This window comes from Spiroplasma endosymbiont of Halictus nicosiae, from assembly GCF_978018445.1.
Window position 1 is genome coordinate 485460 of sequence record NZ_OZ389573.1, and the last position, 18960, is coordinate 504419.

The window sequence follows — 18960 nt, forward strand, 5'->3', positions numbered from 1 at the left end:
ATGGAAGACTTAAAATTAAATAATGAAGTTAAAAATATTACTTATCCATTTTATTTAAAAGGAAATGATTTTAAAGAATTAAGTTTAAAAGCATTAACAATTAAAAAATGAATTGATGAAAATGGGCAAGAATTAGCAGAATTTATATATCGACAACAAGCTTGATTAATAAATGGAGAATATAAATCACAATCACTAAAAGATTTAAAACTAGTAGTTTCAAAAATTGATTATATTTTTAGAGAACCATTAGAATTAATAAAAAATTTTAAAGATGAATTAAATTTTATTAGAAAAGATATTTTGAATTTAGAAAATAATATTAAAAGTAATCATGATTCTTTTAAAAATAGTGTTATTAATATTCAATTTCAAAAACAAAATGAAATTATTGAAAATCACAAAAAAGAACAATTTTTAGAAATTAAAAGTGTAGCAAAACAAATGCAAGAATTAAAAATTATTACTAGTAATTTTCGTAAAGAAAAATTATTAGTTAAAGATATTGAAGTTATAGGTATTAATGATGATTTTTTACAAAAAGCTGATAAATTAGAACTTATTAATCTTATTAAAAACTATTTAATTGTTGATGAACAAATTGTTAAAAATGAAATTAAAGAACAATGAGATAGTAATAAAGATATTAATTTAATTGGTATTAAAGGTATTAATTTTAAAATAAATAAAGGAGAAAAATAATATGGCAAATATTGTTGAATTTTTAAGAACAGATAAAGCAACAGAATGAATAAAAAGTAAATTTTCAAATGAAAATGAAATTGCAAGATTTAAGAGTAATATAGTTTCAATATCAAACAGTAATGAATTATTACAAAAAGCAGACCCAAAAACAATTATGACCGCTTGTTATCAAGGTGTTTTATTAAATTTACCTATGGAAAAGCAATTCGGATATGCTTATGTCGTTCCATATAATACTAAAATAACAAGAATTATTAATGGTCGTGAAATCCAAGAATGAATTAATCAAGCACAATTTCAAATGGGTTATAAAGGTTATATTCAATTAGCTCAAAGAAGCGGTCAATATTTAGATATGTCAGTATCAGACGTCAGAGAAAATGAATTAGTAAATTATGATAGATTAAAAGGAACTAGTTTTAATTGAATACAAAATGAAGATGAAAGAGAAAAATTACCAATTATAGGTTATGTAGCATATTTTAAAATGGTTAATGGTTTTGAAAAAACATTATATATGACAAAAGAACAAATGGAAAATCATTTTATGAAATATTCTAAAACTTATGCTAAAAATAAATCATTTTATATTGCTAGTTTTGATGAAATGGCACTTAAAACAGTATTAACTAGTTTATTGCGAAAATGAGGTATTATGTCAGTCGAATTACAACAAGCTTATAAATCAGACCAAGCAGTTATTACAACTAATGATGAAAAGATTTATATTGATAATGATAATAATATAAACATAAATAAGAGTCAAATTAGCAACGAAAATATATCAAATAATAATTTATTACATGAATCAAATGAAAGATTGACAGATAATAATGTAGTAAAAGAAGAAGATATATCAAATGTATTACCAACAGTTAACAACGATGAGGAATGAGCGACTTGATAAAAATAGGTATTGACCCATCAGGAACTGGCACTACGGCCGTTGCTATTTTTGAAGATAATAAATTAATTGATAAATCTGAATATACAAATCATTATTGAATTACACAAACCGATATTATTTTAGATAAGTTAAAACAAGATGCAATTATTAATATTGAAGATTGTTTATATACAAATGCTAATGGTTCAAAAGACCGTGATGATTTATTAAAAATAATTGGAGTAATTAAATATGATACACACGAATTAAATAATGTTAATTGAGTATCACCAAAACATACTAAATCAGTTGTTAAAAATATGGAAAATTTAAGTAAATATAATGATAGTTGTATATGAAAATATGATAAAGATAATAATTTAACTTATCAATATGGTAAAGGTTGATTCTATAATAATGAGAAAATAAGTAATCATTTACGAGATGCCATTATTATTGCTAATTATGAAGGTTAATATTATGAAAAATTCATATAATCAAAAAACAGAAAAATATTATTCTAAATTAATTCGTAATGTTAATATTTACTTAAATGAAAATGAAGAAAAAGTTTGAAATGAATTTAATGGCCTTACTTATTCACAACGAATAGAACATCTTATTAATTTTTATATAAAACACAATAAAGAAAAATAAAAAATAACCTTAATTGGTTATTTTTTAAATGCTATTTGTTAGTTGTCTAATAGCATCTTTTTGTTGTTGTTTTTTGTCATTTACTTTAACTTGTTTTTTAACATTTTTAATTTGACCTGTTTTTAATGCTAATTCTGTTGCATAATCAGGCCCTCGTAAATGTTTTTCGTGGGCAATAACAGCAGTTCTTAATTCTCTAATTTCTGCTTTATATTTTTTAATTTTTTTAGCAGATAATCCAAGAATACCAAGACTACCCATTCCGCCTGCACCTGCTAATACAAGTAAAGCAATTACTATTTCATTACTAATTTCCATTTTAATATTTCCTTTCTTATCCTTACTCAAACAGTGGCCATCTATTTTTTCAAAACAAAATAATTTATAAATTAAACTATATAACCACCCAAAAATATCAACCACCCCTAATATATAGTCTATTTTAAATTTAATTCTTTGTTATTTTCTTATGTTATACCATCTAAATTATTTCATTGTTTTGCTATTCTTGGTTGAATAACACGCGGATTAATTCGACATTCTAAACAATGTCTTAAATGGTCTTTTTTTCATTTTGATTTATCAATTCAAATAATAATTAAAGAAATTATTAAAGTAATTAAAGGTAATATTGTAAATACTAATCCCATTTTAGATATTTTTAATCGTGGTATATCAATTTTCATATCTACTTTTGGTTTACTACTAGCAACAAATATACCCTGAATTCCGTGTGTAAATAAAGGGGTTAATAATATGGCAATTCCATTACCTCAATATTGACCATAATTATATCAATTAATATTATCTTTTATTGCATTAATCATGCCATATTCTAATCAACAATTTAATGCTAAAAATATCAATGTATAAAAACTAACTACTCAACTACGAATTTTATATTTCCTTTCTCATTCTCTAATATCTTTATGAGTTCAATTATAAGTCGGAATAGGGTCTTTTTTAAATCAATTTCAAGGTAAGGCACCCTTTAATCAAGTTGTTTTATCTTGTTTCATAATTATTTACCTCATTTAATTTTTTATTCATTTTTATTTAATTCTAATCATTTTTTATTGAATAATTCTTTAATATCATTTCTATTATTTGAAATAATTCTTCATATTGGATGTTTTTCAAATAAATTTAATTCATTAATAGTTGTTGCACTCTTTATTTTTCTTATCACTATATCATAAGAATCCGATGTTTCTTTTGAAAAATCAGTATCCATATCACGCTTATAAATAGAATGCGGTTCATCAGTCATTAATTCGCTATTATTTATTAATTTTCTTTTAATTGTTAAATCTTTAATAACAATATTATTTGTGTAATTTGAAATTGAGCCATCTTGCTTAATTGTTATTCTTTCATAAGAATTAGCTGCTAAAAATAAAAAAATTGATTTTTGTGATATTGTTTCAAAATAATATGTTACAAATTTATCAGCAGATGCATAATCTGTTATTGAAATTGATATTTTATAGTAATATTTTGTTAAATCATAATTTGGAATTTTAAATGTTAATTTTTCGTTTGCTTCTGGATAATTAATTAATTCTCAATCATTGCCACCACTAATAGATATATCACCACTGCCTAATAATGAAGAACCATTAATAGTTTTAATATTTGTACCGCTTACTAATTTATCTTGTTTAAGATTAATATCTTGTGATGTTTTTACAATATATTTACCATCAACTTTTTCAATATAATTTTTATTTAAATCACTATCTTTAATAATATCTGTTGGAATATCGCCACTTTGTTTTGCTTTTCAGACATTATTTTCATAATAAATACTATCATTATCAAATGGAACAATAAGTTTAATATATTCGTTATAATCAATTTTAGAAAAATCATTAACAGTTGGATAAAAAATATTTATTGAATTATCTGTTTGCAATCGTTCTTTTAATCAAAATAATAATGTTGGATAAAAAGTTTTTTTACTAATATGTTTATATTCTTCTTCTCATGAATGAGCATAATTATCTAAACTATAATTATATGGTCTAGATACTGTTTTACTAGATATAATATCAATTATTTCACCTGCTAATTTTAAAGCATTTTTAACATCTCTGGTAATATTTTCATTTGCTTCAGGGTCATTAGTTTGTGAATAAGCAACTCCACCTTGTGAAAATGATGCACTACCAGTTAAATCATTTACTCCTTTTGGTAAATATCAATTAATAACTGCTAATAAACAAGCAGATTGAATATAACTTAATCATTTATCATATTCAATTAAACCAGTATTATCTTTTTTTACTCATGGAAATAATTCTTTTTTATTAATCTTATCGGAAATTGTTCCACCTGATAATCTATCCATTCATAAACTAGTTTTTAAAATAGCATTATAAATTAAATTATCATTATAAGCAGATTGTTTTCTTTCATTAATAGGTTGTCAAAGTTTACTTTCTTTAACATCTTCAACTGTTATAAATAATAAATTATTTAAATTATTTTTCATATAATACACCTCTTAATTTATTACGATATTTATTTTTTAAATTACTTGGCTTATAACTATTAACTCTTGCTTTTGCTTTCTTAATTTTTTTAATAGTTTGATTAGTTTTGTAAAAAATATTTTTAACTGGTGTTTTATATAAATTCTTAATATTTTTAACATCACTTCGGCGTTCACGATATCATTTTTTATTATTAATTTCACCAGCAAAATTAAAATTAAAATGTCCAATTTTTAAATTATTAATAAACTTTTTAATTTGTTGTAATTTTTGAACTGTTGGTAATGTTAATTTAGTAGTTCCTTTGGGATATTTTTCTTTTAATGCTTGTGGTAATCGTTTTTTAATATAATATCTTAAATGATTAGGTAATCATTTTCTTAATCAATAACGCCAAAATAAAGATCCTGCATTAGATACAGCATTACTTAATAATTTTCATATTTCAACTGGAACACTAGGATAAACATAAGGTCCATAAAATTTCGGATGTTTTGCTGTTTTTGTATATATTAAAATAGTTAAATTACCTGTTAAAGTTAATTTATTTGTAATATTAAACATACCACTATCAAGTCAACTACTATTTAAAGGTTGTCAATTAGTATTTAAATAATTTTCATTTTTAAATTGTTTTCTATTTTTAATATTATTATCTTTTTCTAATTGACTTAATATTTGTTGAATTTCTTTTTTATGACCTTTTTTAATTAAATCTAAATAAGTAAATGGATTTAATCACTGATAAATATCTTCAACTTTATTTGTAATTTTATTATATTTATCACTAATATAATTAATTGGCTTTAATATTTTATTTTTAACTTGATTAACTCTATTAATTAAATTTACAAATTTACTTATTAAAGGTTTATTTTCTAAATTAGATACTAATAAAGTTAAAACGCGTAATATTAGTAAATTCATTTTATATTAACCTTGATTATTTGGTTTTGATTCTGGTTTTGATGCTGAAATTAGATAATCAACTGGAACTCTAAAAGTTTTATTTAGATTACTTTTAGCGGCAGTAATTTCATCTTGGCTTGGTTGTTTTTCCAAAATAATTTTACATGTTTTAGGATATAAAATAGTTGGTGTTGCATATTGAACTTTACCAATTCATTTAGGATTAGCAGTATCATTATCTAAAACTTGTTGAATAGTATCCATATTAATTGGATAAGCTCATACTTGTTTATTAATAATTAAACCATTTACATTAGTAAAATTATAACCTTTATCACGGTTAACTTGTCCTTTTGTATATGTTTTTTCTAAATGAAAGCTTTTTGATACTGGAATACCCATTGCTGTATTTTCATATAATTCACCATTAACCATCGATTTTAGTTGTGCTTGTGAACCAATTACTTTTAAAAAAGCAGGTGTTAATCCTAAATATGATCTTCGACCTAAAACCATAAACATTTTATCTGTTGGTAAACCAAAATATAAATTACTAATTTGATTTGTTAATTCAATCAAAGTTTCATTTAATGTAAAGAATGCTTTATTTGCATCATCTGCATTTTCTGCTGTATAACTACGAAATGGAATTACTTCATATTGACCATCTGCTAAACAATAATCATAAATAGCCTGAATTAATTCACATTCTAAATTAACAAATTTATTCTGTACAACACTAGAAATAGCATCAGCAATAACGCCATTTTTAATATTTTGTTCTATTAATGCTAAGTCAAAAGCTTCATTCATTAATTTTAAATTAAATCTTTTATCAATAGGAACTGGAATTCTTGTTAATCCCATTGTTTGAGTTGTCCCACCATTTGGTAATGAATAATCATCTTGTCATACCACACGATGAGTTAAATTATATAGTGCTTGTCCTGCATTTGGTAATCAAGCAACTTGTTCTGCGGTTGCAGTAGCATACTGCATAATACTTGCATATTCATTATATAAAGGTCCACGCAATAAAGCATTAACCATATCAACATACGCTTTTTGGTCTGTTGTATTACCTTGTAATATAAAAGGTACTTGTGGCAAGTTAATTGTTGCCATAATATTTCACTCCCTTATTATCTAAGGTTTTTAAGTGTATAATCAGTTATTTTTTTAATTTCATCAGGAGTATATGCTCCTTTTTCTTTAATAGTTTCAATTTCTTCATTTTTATTTTCACTAGATTTTTCAATCATATCTTTAATAAAATTAGTTGGTGAAACTGATGGTTGTTCTTCAACAAACAAATCAGGTTTTAATTCTTTTAAAGTTTGCATTTTTTCAGATAAAGAATTACCACTAACTTTATCTAAATTAGTTTTAATATCTTCAATTTTAGTAGATGGAACATCTTTAAATGCTTTTAATTCATCTAATTCATTAGATAATTTAATAAAGTCTTCTTTTGATATAACATCTTCGCGTTTTTGCACACTTTCTCTAATTTGCTTTGCTTCATTATTAAACTGATTTAAGATATTTTCAGCAATCTCTTCACTTAAACCTTGTTCTATTAATTGTTCTTTTGTAAGTGCCATTTTATAAACCTCTCTTTTTTTATTCTTGTCCGATTAACAAGTCGGCATAACTCTTTTTGATACAAAAAGATTAAAATATAATTTAATTATATACTATTGTTTTACCAATATAATACTTTTTATATATAAATTTTTTTTATATTAAACTTAATATCTTTGATTGCTAATTTAGCCCTTAAAACGCGTAATAAAGGTATTTTAAAATAACTAATTCACCCTTGATTTTATATATATATATATATATAATGCAGCTAAATCTTGGTAAAAAGTTTCAAGATAAAGAAAAGGAGAAAAACAAGTATGAAAAAATTACTTAATTTATTAAGTGTATTAATTGGCGGAACTACTGCACCAGCAGTAATTGCTAATAGTAACTTTCAAAAATATGAAGAAATTAAAACTAATGACTTTAAAACAAATAAATTAAACAGAATAAAAAGACAGACAAAATTTTTTAATGAAAATGGACAAATAACTTTTGATATAGGTAGTATTTATCCAAATAGAAATATTTTGGTTAATAAGCCCTCGAGTTGGGGAATTACAGGAAATAATCCACCAAGCAATTGAGAAATAATTAGTGGATTAAGGGTGGCAAATTCTTTTTCAAATTTAAGTTTAAATAATAACGATGTGGGATTTCATTCTATTAGAAATCAAAATATACTTTATACTGGTGATTTTTTAAATGTTAGTTATGCATCTAGAAACAGCGCTTATATTAGTGCAAAACAAAATACTCCATTTAGAGGTGGATTTTGAATATATTATTAAATAATTTTAAATAAGTAAAAAGGAGACATATACATATGAAAAAATTATTAATTATCATTAGTACAATATCATTAGTAGGAACAAGTGCAACAAGTTTAGTTGCTTGTAATACAACACAAGAATATACAAAAGAACAATTAGCAAAATTAAAAGAAGAAAATCAAATAAATACAAATAAGCAAGAAATAAAAGACAATTTAGAATGAATAACACCACAAGAAAAACCATTTAATAATATTGATAATAAATGATATTTTGTAGTATGAAAAGGAAATAATCAATGAAATATAAATAAATTTAAAAATGATGAATTTCCAAAACAAATAATACCTAATAATAATGGTAAAGATAAAATATTGATTAATTATGGTGATTCTATTGTCGGAAAACAAAGACAAAAAGAATTATATTTTGTTTATAGAGATTCACTTAAAATTAAATATTGGTCTGAAGACAACAGGAAATATTTTAAATTAGTTTATCGTTGAAATGGTGAAGAACAAAAATTACCCGACTTAATAATTGATAATGATGGTAATGTAAAAGTTAACGGAGAATAGAAAAAGAGATTTTACATCTCTTTTTATTTTTATCTTGGTTTAATTGTAATTTTAACTGGACTATCGCCTTTATTTCTAATTCCCAAAACATTTGGATTAGAAACATCTATTGTTATATCTTTATTATTACCAAAATATCCTATTTCAATAAATACTAATTTAGCAATTAATGCTTTTGTAAATCTAATTTTTAATTTCATATTATTTGTATAGTATGCTTGTAAATATGTTTCTTTAATTTTATCTTTGTCGTGATTAAATAATTTTGTTATTTGTAATAAAAATCTTAAATCATAGTTATAATTTGGTGTGTTATATATATTAAAATAATTCTTTTTTGGTAAACCATTAGTAAAAGCGGTAGCAAATGTTTTAATTTCATTATTTATATTATCTGTATATAAAGTTATTGTATTTTCAAAATTAACTTTATCAGTTTGTGAATAACCCGATTCATATAAAGTTATATTCTCTAATGAACCATAAGAATTATTGCAACTATTTAAACCACCTAAAATATCAACATTTCTATTAGGAATAAAATTCTCTATATTTGCTTGTGCACACTCAACTTGTAAATTACCTAAATTACTTATTTCAATAGTTTTATAAGCATCTTGGAATTTACTAATACTTTGAATTGTTGGGTCAATTTGTTTTAAATCAATTTCAGTTTCATAATAGCCTTCATTAAATTAATCAGAAAATAAATTATTAAATGAATCTTGCTTACATTGTGCTGGTGCTGTAATTCTAGTTAATAATGGTAATACTACATCAGAACGCATAATATTTATTGTATATGGTTTATAGTTATATGGTACTGGTGGTAATACATATTTTGGATAATTAAATGTTGGTATTTCATAGTCATGGGGTAATAAGAAACTAGTTTTATAATTAGTTGTCATATCTCGTAAATAGTTGTTTAATACACTTTTTGTTTTACCACGAAAACTTCATACTGATAATTTTAAATAATCTTCTTCATTGTTAGTATATGGGTTATCAGCATAAAAGATAATTTCAAAATTACCTTTATATAATGCTTGAATTGAAAACATATCAATTATATAACTACAATTTGTACCATCTGGTGTTTGTAAGAATTCACAATCATTATCTTTTTCACTATCACTAACTGGTGTTTGTGCATCAACTGCTCTTACTAATTCGTTAATTAAATAGATACGATTAGTTTTAGGATTTAATTGTTTTAAATTATAAGTTGAATAAGTTATTCGTTCTGTTGATTTACCATCCTTAGTTAAAACAGTACCTTTTAATTTGTCTGTTAATAAAGTAGTAAAACCCAAACTAGTAGCATTTGCTCCAAAAATAGCACCAACTTTATCATTCCCTTGTTCTCTAAATATTTCAAATGGTAAATAACCTTTACCTTTTGAGTTTTCAGATCAAAATGCATCATTATAAAAACTATAAATATTTGCACTCATAAAACCATTAAATCATTGGAAATTAGGTCATGATTTTTCATTTTGATTAATTACTCAACCTCAGGGAATACCAAATGAAATAAAGTTTAAGAATTTACCAACACCACCCGGTATAGTAAAAGGATTAAATACTAATTTTTGTGTATAGTTTAAAGGTAATACTGTAATTTGGCGATTAATAAAATTATTCATATTTAAAATATCTCAAACATTACATGCGCCCATTTTATTATATTCAATTTGAACTTGACCAACGGTATTACCGAATTCATCTTTTCTTCTAAAATAAGATGATGCCTGGGTAGTAATAATATTATCAACTGTACCACTGTTTGTTTTTATTTTTGCTGGTGGTGTTATTTTTCAATCTTTAGACCAGTAAAATTTAGAATCTTTATCTTCTTTATGAATATTTCTACCAACAGTAGAATTAGTTGCTGATGTAGTGGCGGGGTCAGTTATAACAATACCCTCACTATTTTTCTGTTTTCAAAAGTCGTATCTGCTTTCCATATCTGTTTTTCAGTCTTTATAACCAGTTATTATTGTTGGTTGTATTCCTTGAATGTTATATCAACTTACTTCGGGTGATGCATAAGTATTTACTTTATCAGGTGGTGCAGGAAACATGTTATACATTAATAAATCTCTTGAATTCATTACTTTTTTATTAAATTGACCTTTAATAATTGGTCGGCCAATAACTGGCATATCAAAAAAGATAGGATTACCATAAAATTTAACTGCCACTGCTATAACCCCTGGGTCTTTTAATAAAATCTCATCTAATTCAACAATACCTTTATTTAGTTTTTCATCATAAGTTATTTTAGGAAAACAATAACCTTCACCTGGGGCACTTGTTTGTATAAATTGTCGTACTGATAAACCACTATTACTAATTTTGTCATTAATACTTGAAAAGGTAATTTCTTGTCATAAAAAACTACCATCATAAGGTGAATAATAATTAATAACATTTGATGGATATAATCATTGTCTATCTTGGGGTGCAGAATTAATATCACCACCACCAATATTTAAACCACGATCATTAAATACTGTATAAAAATTATAATAATCATTAATATTTAATTTATCAGCATCTTCATCTAAAATTAATAAAGTATATTGTCTTTCGGTTGATTGTTGAGTAAATACTTGTTCGAATTTAGCTTCACCGAATTGGATTGAACTTCTATCATCAATCATATAAGCATCTCAATATTTACCAACTTTAACTTCTTTTGTATAAAAATTATCTGCTTTATTATCATTATTAACAAAATAACTTAATTTGTATTGCTTTAAGTATTCTAACATTCTATTAATATCATAAATGTTTTCACCAGCAATTAATTTTCAATAAACATTATTATTTTCATCTTTTAATTTTATTGCAAAAGGTGTTTCATTATTTGCTCATATTGTTGAATTAATAGATTGTTTATTAAAATCATCAATCGTTAAGATAGTAATTTCTTCACCTTTATATTTTTGGACTATTTTTAAACTACCTTGTCATTGTGCAATAGTACTTTCCATATTATCAAATATTCGTGAATAACTACCATAGTCACTTGGTTTTGCATTATTAGGTTTTCATCCTGTTTCAGTATCAGGTATATATGAACTATAAACATTAAAAGGAAATACCATTCAATGTCTATTATCTCTTATGTTTTCTCTGATATCTATTAAAGTATCATGGGCTTGTCTTCTTAATTCTTCCATAACCCCTGGATTAATTCTACTCATTTTTTTAATTCTCCTTAATTTCTGTTTTCCCTTGTAAGGCATTTTGATTATTACCAGTTTCATCATATTCTAGTAATTTATTATTATGTTCGATTTCTTTAGCTTGCATTTTATCTTGTCATTGTTCTACTTTTTCAAAATATTTTGTTGCTTCTAATTCGTCAACGTTATCATATTCAGTTATGGCTCTTATTGGTTCCATTGTTCCATTATCTAATCTAGCGATAATTAATTCATTTTGTCGCATTTGATCAACTAAACTAGCACTAATAAAATCAAATCCATAAGGGCGTTCACCGCTACCATCTCATAAATCATAATATTTTAAAACAGTATCAAACATCTTGGTATAATATTGTTTACGATATGCCTGTAAATATGCTTGTTTTTCTAAGTCTTTTGTTTTAGTTAATAATGACTGTGTTTTATTTTGATCATTATCTGATTTATCACCAAAAGGACTAGAAAAATGACATGCTAAATATACTTGTTCAATAATAGATTTTTGGTCTTCAGTATATGTTTCTAAGGTTGGTGTACCTTGTACCACTTGTAAAGATTGGGATAATTGACCATCTACTGTTGATGAACTTGATTGAACAAAAATATCATCAAATACATCTTGTAGTACTTTTTTATTGCCTTTGTTATAAGCAGTCATTAAATCATCACTTAGTATCCCATATCAATGCGTACGATTTGCATATCTTTCTTTTGATTTAATATTAAAACTATCTTCTAAATCAAATTGTAATTTATAACAATTTGCCATTGTAGGTCATGGATTTAAAGTTGTTGATGTTGATAAAAATAAAGGATTAGATTCATTAATCATTTCTCAAAAAGGTACAATACCTAATTTATTTTTAAATTCTTGTACTAAAACAGGTCTAACATCATCTTTAATTTGTGTTTTACTTTGACCAACAACTACTTCATTATTTTTAGGTCAACCTTTAATAACTATTTTATCTTTGGTACAAATTAAATTTAAAATAAAACCACTATCTGATTGATGATAATTTAATCAAATATCAGCACCTTGTTCAATTTCATTTATTTTACTTACACGAGATGTAAAGTTAAAAGGGTTAATTCATAAATCAATATTGCCATCACTAGTTTCTAATAAACCAAAGATAGTTTTACCCATTAAACTTGCTGTTAATTCATTTTTATCTAATTTTTCTTTTATTTTATAAGTTTCATATCATCAATTTAATTTTTTTAAAATATCTTTACGATGAGATTTAAATAAAATATCTTTACCATTTACTAATCGCATTTGATGGCGAGCAATAATATTGGCCAAATTAATTGTTCAATCATAATTATAAAATTTTAAAACACTATTAATATCATTTAAGTTTGGTAAACTAGGGAAAGTATTATGCATTGTTATTTTGCTCCTTTAATTTTAAGATAAGTGCATAATTAATAATATTTACTGTTAATAAATTTGGTTCATTTGCCAAAACTTGAACACATACTTTAACTTTTCGATATTTTTTAATATATTCATTATATAAATTTAATTTACATATTGCGATATTATCTTTTTTTAATTCTTGACAAAGTCTTTTTTTAACTTGTCCACAAACAGACATATAAGGTCTTTTTGCATTTATTACACGCTCATCATGTATTACATAAATATCTTTTTTCATTAATTTATTCACTCCCTTTGTTGTCATAATTTATAATCTGCTGAACTATTATGCTTAACCATTGGTATTAATTTAAAATGTAAAGCATAAAAATCACTATCAAATGTATCATCATATAAGTCTAATACTTTTTCTTCTCTTGCTTCAGGCTTATCTTCTCATTGTATTAATTCATATTGGGTTTTACTTACAGGACATTTTTCTCATAATCATTTTAATTGATTAGTATTTATTAACATTGTGAATGCCTCTACACGATGTCTTACTTTAAATTTTTGTTTTTGTGCTGGTTTAAATGTCATATATTGACCAAAAGAATAATTATATTTTTCTCGGTTTAAACTTTGCAATGTTGAATAAGCACTATCATCAACATTAATTGATATTCCTTGTTGTATTAAATTAAAGTATTGATTTAATTGATTGTTATAAAAATCTAAAATATCTTTAACTTGTTCTAATTCAGTTTTAAATTGTTGTGTAGCATTTGAATGAGTATATTCAGCAACTTTATAGGCTTTTTTATCAAATGAGTTATATATTCAAAAACTAGCCGCTGTTGTATGTCCTTTAGGACTAGTAGCATTAGCAATATCAACACCACCTAATAATTTAGTTGGTTGAATAATATCTGTTGCTTTCATAATATCAATATATCTTGCAAAGATTGATCCACTAGTATTGCCAGGAAGTCCTCAACTCCATACTCTTGCTCTTTCAATATCTAATTGTTCTAATCTTAATTGTTCATTAACTTTATCTTGTGGTAATTCATAATTTAATCTTCAACTAGAATAATGAATAATAATTTTCATATTTCATTTTTCAATATATTTAATTTGCTCATATTTACTACGCATTATTTCTTCATTAAAAGGTAATAATTCATTACAATAACCAACAATATATCTTTTTAAACTTTCAGGATTACATGTATTAATTGTTATTTTATTTTGATAACCACGAATAGCAAATTCTAAATCACTTAAATCTTTTTGTTGAAATTGGTCACATTCTTCTCGTCAATCAATAACTAATTTATATTTATTCAAATCAGCAAAGGCTTTTAATTTTTCTTTCCGACTTGGTGAATGCAATCCTTTACAATATATTTTGCTCCCATTTGATAAAGTAAAAGTAAAATTTGATAAATTAATAGTATAAGGTATATTATTTTCATCTAACATATTTCAGATATTTTGAAATACACTATCTTTTAAATCTTTACTCCAATACATACTAGCAATGATACAAATTGGTTCTTTAATTAATAAACTAATTTTTAATAATTCACCAAACATTTTAATATTTGATATAGTTTTACCACTATATCGCGTCCCAATTTGATTAATTTCATTAACTAATTCATATTTCTTAGCAAATGGATATTTATTACCAATACTACTATTTTGTAACAACCAATAAGGCGTTTCTAACAAATAAGTAAAATGATTAAGCATTATTATCACTTTCTTTTTTAATATCTCTAATATCCGTTTGTAAATTAACTATTATTGGTTCTTGATTATTTAAGTTTAATTCTTGTTCCAACTGTTTTTCTTGCAGTGAATATTTATAATTAAATGCTCGTTGTCAATATAATTTAGCACCATCAGGTGATTTCATCATAAAGTTAATTATTTCACTTTCTATTCTATCAACTTGTTTTTCAAGCAAAGGAACTATCTTTTCGCTCGCATAAGTATCATATCTTCACTTGCGAGAAAGATTGAATTCATTGGTTAAATCGTTCAAAGTATATGGTTTATTAGGTGATTTATTTTGCCAAAATTCATCTATTTTACGATAAAATGTTCGTAAACTTGCTGTTTTTGGATTAAATTCTTTCATTTTTTACTCCTTTATATGGTTAAATATAAGTAGAGAAAAACATGTACTGAAGAACTTGACACGGTTCTTTTTTTATTATTTATAATTTTACATCAAAATAAAAAAAAGTAAAGTAATTTACTTTTTTCAGTTAAATTAATTTGCTAATAATTAACAATTAAATTATAACACAATAAATAAAAAATAATATCTTTTTTTGCATTTTTATTATTTTTGTGTTAATGTGTAGAACTAAGGAAAGAGGGTAAAAAAATGATAAATATTGATAACAATTTTTTTAAGAATTTTAATAATTTGTTATATATACAAAGTATTGAAATTATTCAACAAAATTTAGAAGATTGTGATGAATGAATTTTTAAAAATTATAAAATTGATGAAACTTTAAAAAAATTTAAAGATTATAAAGTAAAAGAAATAAAACCAAGAACATTAACTATTTTAAATGGGAAAATAACTTTTAAAAGAAGAAAATATTATAAAATTAATCCAGAAACAGGTAAAGAAGAATATATTTTTCCTTTGGATAAACTTTTAGGAATTGAAAAATGACAAAGAATAAATAATTCTGTTAAAGAAAAAATATTATCATTTATTGGCAAGAAAAAAACATATCAAGATATTTTAGATACTATGGAACATGTAAAAATTTGTATAAAAACAATTTCAAATATTATGAAAAATGCAAAAACTGATAAAGAATATTACCTTAATAAAACTGATAAAAAAATAAAGATACCTCATACTTTATATATTCAAATTGATGGGACTTATTTAAAAATGTGAAATGAAAAGAAAAAAGGAAAAGAAAAAATAAAAAAACATAGTATATTTTCAACTGTTCATACTGGTTTTGATAAGGTAAAATCAACGAAAAAAAGACCTGTAATTCAAGATAAATTAGGTGTTATAGAGCTAGATAATATTCCAGAATATATTAAAAAAAATAGTAAATTAACTAATTTTGTTAATAAATTACTTACATTAATTACAAGTTATTATGATGTTAATGACAATATTGAATTTATGGTATTAGGAGATGGCGCACTTTGAATTAAAAATATTGTAAAATTTATTCAAGAATATTTTCCTAAAAATAAAGTACATTACACGATAGATAAATTCCACCTTACAAATAGATTTAAAAAATTATATCCTTATCAAAGTAAAAACAAAGAAAACAGAGAAACATACCATAAAGCAGTCGATTATTTTTTTAATGCTAAATATGAAGAATTATTAGAATGTTTAGAAAACAGTGCTTCTTTTATAAAAGAATCAAAAATGAAATTCTTAAAAGAAACAATTAAATTAATTAAAAATAATGAAGAAGGTGTCAGAAATCAAACATTATGAAATAATATTGGTTGTCATATTGAGGGTGATATATCACATTACTGTAAAGGTGTTTTGGTTAAAAAAGCAACTTATCATGAAAAAACTCTTAAAAATAAATTAAATACTAGTATGATGAATTTTAAAAATAAAATTAATTTATTTAATACTAATGAACCATTAGAAGAAAATAGAATTAATTATTTAGTTAATAATTTTGTAAATAATAATTTACAACCAAACTTATATTTTTATTAATTTTATCTAATAAATTAAATAACTTTAATAAACATGTATTTTTGTTGTGGAAAAATTTAAAAAATGTTAAAATGTTGTTGACAATAAAATTAAAAGTAATATAATTTAAATAAGTAAGTGGTATTTTTATTCCACAATTTCTAAGATATTAATTAAAACCCTTAAATAATACATACAGCCAAATCTTTTATGCTTTTCATGACAAACGGTTTTTATTAACTCATCATACTTGATGAAAAAAAACTGATAATTATTTAGAAACATATTGTAAAAAGTATATTATGGATTTAACCAAGCGTTTGCATCTTGAAAAAATGGCATTAACTTCTGATGAATTAGCACAAAAATGAGATATTCAGGAATATCATATTCCTGGTTATGAAGATGTGATGTTAAAAGAAGTTTCAATTCGTTCATGAGTAAAAAATGACAACAATAAAAAATGAGTTATTGTTGTTCACGGATTAAATTCACATAAATTCCGTGCAATTTTTTTTGGTTTAATTTATCTTCGGTTAGGTTATAATATTCTTGTTTTTGACCAACGAAATCATGGCGAATCAACTACTAAAATGACAACAATGGGTTACTATGAGAAATATGATTTAGCAGCAGTAGTTGATTTTTTACAAACTAAAATTGATCCAAAATTAAAGGAACTTAATTTTCATGGTTGGTCAATGGGAACTTTTGTTATTATGGAATATTTAAAATTTGCATTTGATAAAAATAAATTAATTAATAGTGCTGTTTTAGATTCAACAATTAGTAATTTAAATGTTTTATATCGTTATTATATGTTAAAGACAAAAGTTAATTATTATGAACATTATTATGCAATTCGTCATTATGCGATTGAAACACGCGGGTATGATCCAGAACAAATTAATCCTGGTGAGAATTTGGAAGCATTATCAAAATTACCAGTGTTATATATCTTGAATAAGAAAGATCATGCAACACCATATATAATGGGACGGGTGGCTTACCAGAATAAGCGTAAGTATGAAAAACAAAAAATTAGTCGTCGAATTGTTTTTGATTGTGATCATGTTCGCGGAATATATCATAATTCAACGGAATATTTAATAGCAATAATAAATTTTATTACAACTGCAAAAAGAAAATAGTGATAAATAACTTTATTTATCACTATTTTCTTTTTTTATTTTTAGTTTAATTTTTATTAAAAACACGGTACATACCATTGTTAAGACTATGCAAACTAATGTGAAAAATAGTAAAAACAATAATAAAAATAAAAGCAATAAAACATGCTGCTTGTACTCTTAATAATCCTGAAATAATTGGATTATCAATGTCTAAAAATGGATAAGGATATGCTCAAGTAATATTATCATCTCGTTTTCAAGCTGCTGCCCGCATAATAACATACATTAAATAAAAAAATGGATAACTTAAACTAATTCATCAATCTTTTTGTAAAAAGTCTTTTTTTCAACTAAGACGATGATCACCAAATGACAAGAAGGTATAACCAAAAAAGAGAATTGGCATAATAAAATGAGTAACAACAGTACAACTAATTTGTGCTTTACTATATTCAGAAATTGTTACTTTTCCGTTTTTATAACCAATAATAATTCCAATTCAAAAAATAAAAAACATTAATAAATTTCAGTTTAAAATACTTAATTTAGCATTAGTTGAAAAAAATCAACTTTTTTGTTCACGATGATGATTAAAAATTGATAATATTAACCAAGTAATAGTTATGATATTAACTTGAACAGAATAAAAACTTAATAAGATGTCATAATTTTGCAAATTAGTAAGTTTTGTTCCTTTTACATATCAAAATTCTTTAAAAATATCCATGTAAAATCCATAAGTTAAAAATCCAAAAGCTAAACTGGTAATTATTACTTTATAATATCAGAGATAATCTTTGTATCAAATCCGATAATTTCAACGTTTCATAGTCCCTCCTTGGTATATTTTACATACTATCACATAAAAATTGTTTTTTTAATGACATCTAATCCTTTTTTAGTTCTTTTTAAAAATAATTTTGTTTATTAAT

At 23.8% G+C, this 18960-nt stretch carries 21 protein-coding genes; 8 read left to right on the forward strand and 13 right to left on the reverse strand.

The features are described from left to right. Genes ACZ91P_RS03320 through ACZ91P_RS03335 form a run of 4 tightly spaced genes read left to right on the forward strand, consistent with a single transcriptional unit; the run spans position 1 to position 2248 of the window. Positions 1–702, forward strand: coding sequence for a hypothetical protein (locus ACZ91P_RS03320; RefSeq protein WP_465155637.1), 702 nt, complete (start codon positions 1–3; stop codon positions 700–702). Between the two features lies 1 nt (position 703). Continuing rightward, positions 704–1612, forward strand: coding sequence for a recombinase RecT (locus ACZ91P_RS03325; RefSeq protein ID WP_465155639.1), 909 nt, complete (start codon positions 704–706; stop codon positions 1610–1612). Continuing rightward, positions 1597–2067, forward strand: a complete 471-nt coding sequence (locus tag ACZ91P_RS03330; protein WP_465155641.1) for a hypothetical protein — start codon at positions 1597–1599, stop codon at positions 2065–2067. The genes ACZ91P_RS03325 and ACZ91P_RS03330 overlap by 16 nt, the downstream gene beginning before the upstream one ends. A gap of 4 nt (positions 2068–2071) precedes the next feature. Then, the gene (locus ACZ91P_RS03335) at positions 2072–2248 is read left to right on the forward strand and encodes a hypothetical protein (RefSeq protein WP_465155643.1); all 177 of its coding nucleotides are present in this window, start codon (positions 2072–2074) and stop codon (positions 2246–2248) included. A gap of 24 nt (positions 2249–2272) precedes the next feature. Here ACZ91P_RS03335 and ACZ91P_RS03340 read toward each other — a convergent pair whose 3' ends face one another. From ACZ91P_RS03340 to ACZ91P_RS03365, 6 genes are read right to left on the reverse strand one after another with little or no spacing between them, the layout of a single operon-like run. Next, the gene (locus ACZ91P_RS03340; protein ID WP_465155645.1) at positions 2273–2671 is read right to left on the reverse strand and encodes a hypothetical protein; all 399 of its coding nucleotides are present in this window, start codon (positions 2669–2671) and stop codon (positions 2273–2275) included. Positions 2672–2715: 44 nt separating this feature from the next. Continuing rightward, positions 2716–3267 carry a hypothetical protein gene (locus ACZ91P_RS03345; protein WP_465156843.1) on the reverse strand — a complete coding sequence of 184 codons (552 nt, stop codon included), beginning with the start codon at positions 3265–3267 and terminating at the stop codon, positions 2716–2718. 23 nt (positions 3268–3290) lie between these two features. Beyond that, positions 3291–4742 carry a hypothetical protein gene (locus ACZ91P_RS03350; RefSeq protein ID WP_465158019.1) on the reverse strand — a complete coding sequence of 484 codons (1452 nt, stop codon included), beginning with the start codon at positions 4740–4742 and terminating at the stop codon, positions 3291–3293. Further along, positions 4732–5670: a hypothetical protein gene (locus tag ACZ91P_RS03355; RefSeq protein ID WP_465155651.1), complete on the reverse strand. Its 939-nt coding sequence runs from the start codon at positions 5668–5670 to the stop codon at positions 4732–4734. Before ACZ91P_RS03355 ends, ACZ91P_RS03350 begins: the two co-directional genes overlap by 11 nt. Before the next feature lie 6 nt (positions 5671–5676). Beyond that, positions 5677–6777 (reverse strand): hypothetical protein, encoded by a 1101-nt coding sequence (locus ACZ91P_RS03360; protein ID WP_465156865.1) that lies wholly within the window; start codon positions 6775–6777, stop codon positions 5677–5679. A 17-nt stretch (positions 6778–6794) separates the two neighbouring features. Further along, positions 6795–7256: a hypothetical protein gene (locus tag ACZ91P_RS03365; RefSeq protein WP_465155655.1), complete on the reverse strand. Its 462-nt coding sequence runs from the start codon at positions 7254–7256 to the stop codon at positions 6795–6797. Between the two features lie 300 nt (positions 7257–7556). Between ACZ91P_RS03365 and ACZ91P_RS03370 the strand changes: the two genes are divergently transcribed. Together ACZ91P_RS03370 and ACZ91P_RS03375 are read left to right on the forward strand one after the other, a co-directional pair. Next, positions 7557–8030, forward strand: coding sequence for a hypothetical protein (locus ACZ91P_RS03370; RefSeq protein WP_465157079.1), 474 nt, complete (start codon positions 7557–7559; stop codon positions 8028–8030). Positions 8031–8065: 35 nt separating this feature from the next. Further along, positions 8066–8590, forward strand: a complete 525-nt coding sequence (locus tag ACZ91P_RS03375) for a lipoprotein (RefSeq protein ID WP_465157078.1) — start codon at positions 8066–8068, stop codon at positions 8588–8590. Positions 8591–8619: 29 nt separating this feature from the next. Here ACZ91P_RS03375 and ACZ91P_RS03380 read toward each other — a convergent pair whose 3' ends face one another. From ACZ91P_RS03380 to ACZ91P_RS03405, 6 genes are all read right to left on the reverse strand, one after another. Further along, complete coding sequence (locus ACZ91P_RS03380; protein ID WP_465158020.1) at positions 8620–8790, reverse strand: hypothetical protein; 171 nt, start codon at positions 8788–8790, stop codon at positions 8620–8622. 495 nt (positions 8791–9285) lie between these two features. Next, complete coding sequence (locus ACZ91P_RS03385) at positions 9286–11805, reverse strand: hypothetical protein (protein WP_465158021.1); 2520 nt, start codon at positions 11803–11805, stop codon at positions 9286–9288. A gap of 4 nt (positions 11806–11809) precedes the next feature. Next, complete coding sequence (locus ACZ91P_RS03390) at positions 11810–13201, reverse strand: hypothetical protein (RefSeq protein ID WP_465158022.1); 1392 nt, start codon at positions 13199–13201, stop codon at positions 11810–11812. Further along, on the reverse strand, positions 13194–13499 hold the full coding sequence (locus tag ACZ91P_RS03395; RefSeq protein ID WP_465155665.1) for a hypothetical protein: 306 nt from the start codon (positions 13497–13499) through the stop codon (positions 13194–13196). The genes ACZ91P_RS03390 and ACZ91P_RS03395 overlap by 8 nt, the downstream gene beginning before the upstream one ends. Continuing rightward, positions 13472–14932: a PBSX family phage terminase large subunit gene (locus ACZ91P_RS03400; RefSeq protein WP_465155762.1), complete on the reverse strand. Its 1461-nt coding sequence runs from the start codon at positions 14930–14932 to the stop codon at positions 13472–13474. The genes ACZ91P_RS03395 and ACZ91P_RS03400 overlap by 28 nt, the downstream gene beginning before the upstream one ends. Next, a complete protein-coding gene (locus ACZ91P_RS03405; RefSeq protein WP_465157075.1) occupies positions 14925–15323 on the reverse strand; it encodes a hypothetical protein in 399 nt (132 codons plus the stop codon). The genes ACZ91P_RS03400 and ACZ91P_RS03405 overlap by 8 nt, the downstream gene beginning before the upstream one ends. 252 nt (positions 15324–15575) lie before the next feature. On the opposite strand from ACZ91P_RS03405, the gene ACZ91P_RS03410 reads away from it, so the two are divergent. Continuing rightward, entirely contained in the window at positions 15576–16916 is a 1341-nt protein-coding gene (locus tag ACZ91P_RS03410; protein ID WP_465156857.1) for an Mbov_0401 family ICE element transposase-like protein, read from the forward strand. Positions 16917–17230: 314 nt separating this feature from the next. Continuing rightward, on the forward strand, positions 17231–18046 hold the full coding sequence (locus ACZ91P_RS03415; protein ID WP_465158023.1) for an alpha/beta hydrolase: 816 nt from the start codon (positions 17231–17233) through the stop codon (positions 18044–18046). A gap of 46 nt (positions 18047–18092) precedes the next feature. Here ACZ91P_RS03415 and ACZ91P_RS03420 read toward each other — a convergent pair whose 3' ends face one another. After that, positions 18093–18857 carry a hypothetical protein gene (locus ACZ91P_RS03420; RefSeq protein ID WP_465158024.1) on the reverse strand — a complete coding sequence of 255 codons (765 nt, stop codon included), beginning with the start codon at positions 18855–18857 and terminating at the stop codon, positions 18093–18095. Between the last annotated feature and the right edge of the window lie 103 nt (positions 18858–18960).